Raw genomic sequence first — 3,611 nt, forward strand, 5'->3', positions numbered from 1 at the left:
TTTGGAGTATATATTTCTAGTTTTTTTTCCATAGTTTCTTGAATTCTCCGTTTCTGCGGGCGCATAACCGCTAACGTTCTCGCGCTACAAGCAGTTTGGGATTAAATCAGCGTTATCTTTCGGTTTTGCCAAATCTTCCTGATAAAAACTAATTTTCCATTAAGCCAAATCCCCAAATTGCTTGTAGCGTGTGTTAGCAGATGGTGCTTTATTCAGTTTTAATTGATTTTAGTATTTCAGCAACTTTATTCAATTCAATTTCAATTTCGCTTTTTGAATTAAGATTACCAATTGTAAAAGAGCAAATATAAAGTTTGTTATTTTCGATTAAATACCAATAATTTATTTCTTCATTTTTTTGGTTTTCAACATAGTAAATTCCGCGAATATTTTTCCAATCTATATTTTCTGCATTATTTTCAGCTAATTCTTCACTTAAAAGCTCTTTTGAATTTTTCACTTCATAATTCATTGGAGTTATCCTTAAGTTTCCAGTCCACTTTGTAGTGTCAAAAAATGCATTCGTGTTTTTTTCGTCTGTTTCATATTCACTCCAATTTTCAGGAATGTTTACAGAATAATTATATTCTGAATTGAATTTTTTCATTTTTATATTTTTACCGCAATTAGTCAAAGAAACAAGAATTATAAGAGTTATGATTTGCTTCATTTCTTTTTTGTTTTTCTTTTTTACGGATTTTTTCCGCACTATCTGCTAACGTTCTGGCGCTTCTCGTCAGTTGCGAACTTCGGAACTTCTTATTTTCCGTTAAAGATAAAAATTCTTGCGAAACGTGAACGTGAACTTACCACAAAATTCGCAATTGCGAGAAACGGCTGTTGGCAGCTGGTTATTTTTCAAGCTTTAGATTTTCAAAATAATTTTTTAAATTCGATTGAGATTCTTTATCAACAAGATTTGTGTCAATCACAATTTCTTTTTCAGCGGATTTGACTATGTAATCACCAGCAAAATATTTAATTGATTTGACATTTTTGATTTCTATTTCTTTCTTAAAAATGCCATTACTCATTATTGAGTTTTCTGTCAGTATTACATACGCTCTATTTTTGTTATAGAAATATTGAGCGATAAATATTATTCCAATTCCTATAAACCCAGAAAGGAAAATTTTAGATGATGTTAATAATGAAAGTAGTCCGATTATAATATATGCTATTCCCAAAAACAAGATTTTATTTAATTGACTTTGATTATGTAATATTTTCATTTGAGCGATTTTGGTTTAACTTGCTGCCAACGTCCTGCTGCTTCAAGATGCTTGCGGACTTGATAGCAGAGTAGTTTTGGCTGAACGGATTTATGATGACAGCACGTAATTCCACTAAATCCGCAAGTATATTGAAACAGCTGTTATGCCTTCGGTTTTTTATTTATTCCAATTTTCACGTTTCTATTTTCGGTTTCGCTTCTGCACCGCTTTTAAGTCGGAAACAATTTTTAAATTTCACAAATGAATATCATAAAAACACTCATATTAGAATTTATATTAGGACTAATTTCACTTGTTATTTCTCTTTTAACGTGGCATTTTTTCCATTTTTAATAATTACAAATATTCCCCAAAATAAAGTTTTCATAATCATAAATGTAATAGAAATTCTAATAAAACTTCTAAAATCTAAATTTAATTCATAAGCAATATATGTCAAAGTTATCATCCAAACTAATAGAAGAATACCTAAGGTTAATGCGATTCTGTCGAATAATAAATCATTATTTTTAACGTCATCTCTTATCACAAATTTGGCAAATAAAACTAAAGATGGTAGTTGTAAAATTACCCACGATATAGACAAACCTAAAATTAGACCTATTGTCACGAAAGAATTATTTTCAATAATTTCTCTTTTGAAAAGAAATAATTGTAAAAATGAAATGCAACAAACAGATAAAAAAACAATTAATGAATTTTTTTGGATTGGTTCTATGTCAAAGATTTCTTTTATCATATTATTTTCGGCATTTTGGTTCTCTAAACTGAGGCATAACGTCCTGCTGCTTCAAGATGCTTGCGGACTTGATAGCAGAGTAGTTTTGGCTGAACGGATTTATGATGACAGCACGTAATTCCACTAAATCCGCAAGTATATTGAAACAGCTGTTATGCCTTCGGTTTTTTATTTATTCCAATTTTCACGTTTCTATTTTCGGTTTCGCTTCTGCACCGCTTTTAAGTCGGAAACAATTTTTAAATTTCACAAATGAATATCATAAAAACACTCATATTAGAATTTATATTAGGACTAATTTCACTTGTTATTTCTCTTTTAACGTGGCATTTTTTCCATTTTTAATAATTACAAATATTCCCCAAAATAAAGTTTTCATAATCATAAATGTAATAGAAATTCTAATAAAACTTCTAAAATCTAAATTTAATTCATAAGCAATATATGTCAAAGTTATCATCCAAACTAATAGAAGAATACCTAAGGTTAATGCGATTCTGTCGAATAATAAATCATTATTTTTAACGTCATCTCTTATCACAAATTTGGCAAATAAAACTAAAGATGGTAGTTGTAAAATTACCCACGATATAGACAAACCTAAAATTAGACCTATTGTCACGAAAGAATTATTTTCAATAATTTCTCTTTTGAAAAGAAATAATTGTAAAAATGAAATGCAACAAACAGATAAAAAAACAATTAATGAATTTTTTTGGATTGGTTCTATGTCAAAGATTTCTTTTATCATATTATTTTCGGCATTTTGGTTCTCTAAACTGAGGCATAACGTCCCGGTGCTTCAAGATGCTTGCGGATTTAGAAGCAGAGTAGCTTTGGCTAAACGGATTTATGATGATAGCACGTAATTCCACTAAATCCGCAAGTATATTGAAACAGCTGTTGTGCGTTCGGCTTTTTAGTTTCTTTTTTAGGTTTCTCTTTTCCACCGTTCAAGTGAAAAGTATTTTAAAAATTAATAGATATGTTAAATAAAAAAATAAAAGTTAATTCAGAAAAAATTACTGTCATTGCACGTGTAAAATCTGCTTGGGAAAACTATGGAAGATTAAAACCTATTTCTTCCGGTTTAAATAATTCTACTGTGTCATTTTCTTCGGAAAATCCTAAATTTAATAAATCATAAAATTTAATCCATTGTTCAACTATGTTTTTACTAAACACTTCTCCAATCATATATTTTAATTCATCTTTTGGCATATCCATTATGCAGTCAAAAAATGTCATTTTACCCTCTTTTTGGTCGGCACGCATTTCAAGAACGGTTATAAAGTTTCCGAGAGTGAAAATATTTGTCACACCTTTTTCAGACATTAAGAGATTAACTTTTAAGTCAATATTAAAATTTTCGCCTAACAATTTTCGGTTATATTCTATTTTATCAATGTCTTTAGTTAAACCCCAATTTCTTTTTTCTGAAATGTCGTCAACTAAAAAAGTAAATTTTGCGCAGACTGGTGGTTGCGGAATTAAAAAGTATTTTTTCATTACTATATTAAATTTCTTTTCTACGTTGTTTCGGTTCTCCAAGCTGACGCACAACGTTTTGCCACTTTGAGATGGCTGGAAGTTCGTAACCGCTCAATTTTCGGTTTAACGAAAACTTGATGCGAAAC

5 protein-coding genes are annotated in these 3,611 nt (G+C 29.5%); all 5 read right to left on the reverse strand.

Going from position 1 to position 3,611, the window contains the following annotated elements:
- Window positions 1-208: 208 nt before the first annotated feature.
- The 5 genes from FNW17_RS16165 to FNW17_RS16185 all read right to left on the reverse strand — a co-directional run bounded on the left by FNW17_RS16165 (window position 209) and on the right by FNW17_RS16185 (window position 3,483).
- Window positions 209-607, reverse strand: a complete 399-nt coding sequence (locus FNW17_RS16165) for a DUF3805 domain-containing protein (protein WP_185965316.1) — start codon at window positions 605-607, stop codon at window positions 209-211.
- A 244-nt stretch (window positions 608-851) separates the two neighbouring features.
- Window positions 852-1,232, reverse strand: coding sequence for a hypothetical protein (locus FNW17_RS16170; protein WP_144072204.1), 381 nt, complete (start codon window positions 1,230-1,232; stop codon window positions 852-854).
- Window positions 1,233-1,530: 298 nt separating this feature from the next.
- Window positions 1,531-1,974 carry a hypothetical protein gene (locus FNW17_RS16175; RefSeq protein ID WP_144072205.1) on the reverse strand — a complete coding sequence of 148 codons (444 nt, stop codon included), beginning with the start codon at window positions 1,972-1,974 and terminating at the stop codon, window positions 1,531-1,533.
- 307 nt (window positions 1,975-2,281) lie between these two features.
- Complete coding sequence (locus FNW17_RS16180) at window positions 2,282-2,725, reverse strand: hypothetical protein (protein ID WP_144072205.1); 444 nt, start codon at window positions 2,723-2,725, stop codon at window positions 2,282-2,284.
- Between the two features lie 308 nt (window positions 2,726-3,033).
- The gene (locus FNW17_RS16185; RefSeq protein ID WP_144072206.1) at window positions 3,034-3,483 is read right to left on the reverse strand and encodes a hypothetical protein; all 450 of its coding nucleotides are present in this window, start codon (window positions 3,481-3,483) and stop codon (window positions 3,034-3,036) included.
- Window positions 3,484-3,611 lie beyond the last annotated feature (128 nt).

It is taken from the genome of Flavobacterium franklandianum (assembly GCF_007097365.1).
In the GTDB taxonomy this organism is placed as follows: domain Bacteria; phylum Bacteroidota; class Bacteroidia; order Flavobacteriales; family Flavobacteriaceae; genus Flavobacterium; species Flavobacterium franklandianum.

Coding starts and splice junctions, on each gene's coding strand:
- FNW17_RS16175 (WP_144072205.1), bottom strand. CDS start 1,974: ATGATAAAAGAAATCTTTGACATAGAACCAATCCAAAAAAATTCATTA.
- FNW17_RS16185 (WP_144072206.1), bottom strand. CDS start 3,483: ATGAAAAAATACTTTTTAATTCCGCAACCACCAGTCTGCGCAAAATTT.
- FNW17_RS16180 (WP_144072205.1), bottom strand. CDS start 2,725: ATGATAAAAGAAATCTTTGACATAGAACCAATCCAAAAAAATTCATTA.
- FNW17_RS16170 (WP_144072204.1), bottom strand. CDS start 1,232: ATGAAAATATTACATAATCAAAGTCAATTAAATAAAATCTTGTTTTTG.
- FNW17_RS16165 (WP_185965316.1), bottom strand. CDS start 607: ATGAAAAAATTCAATTCAGAATATAATTATTCTGTAAACATTCCTGAA.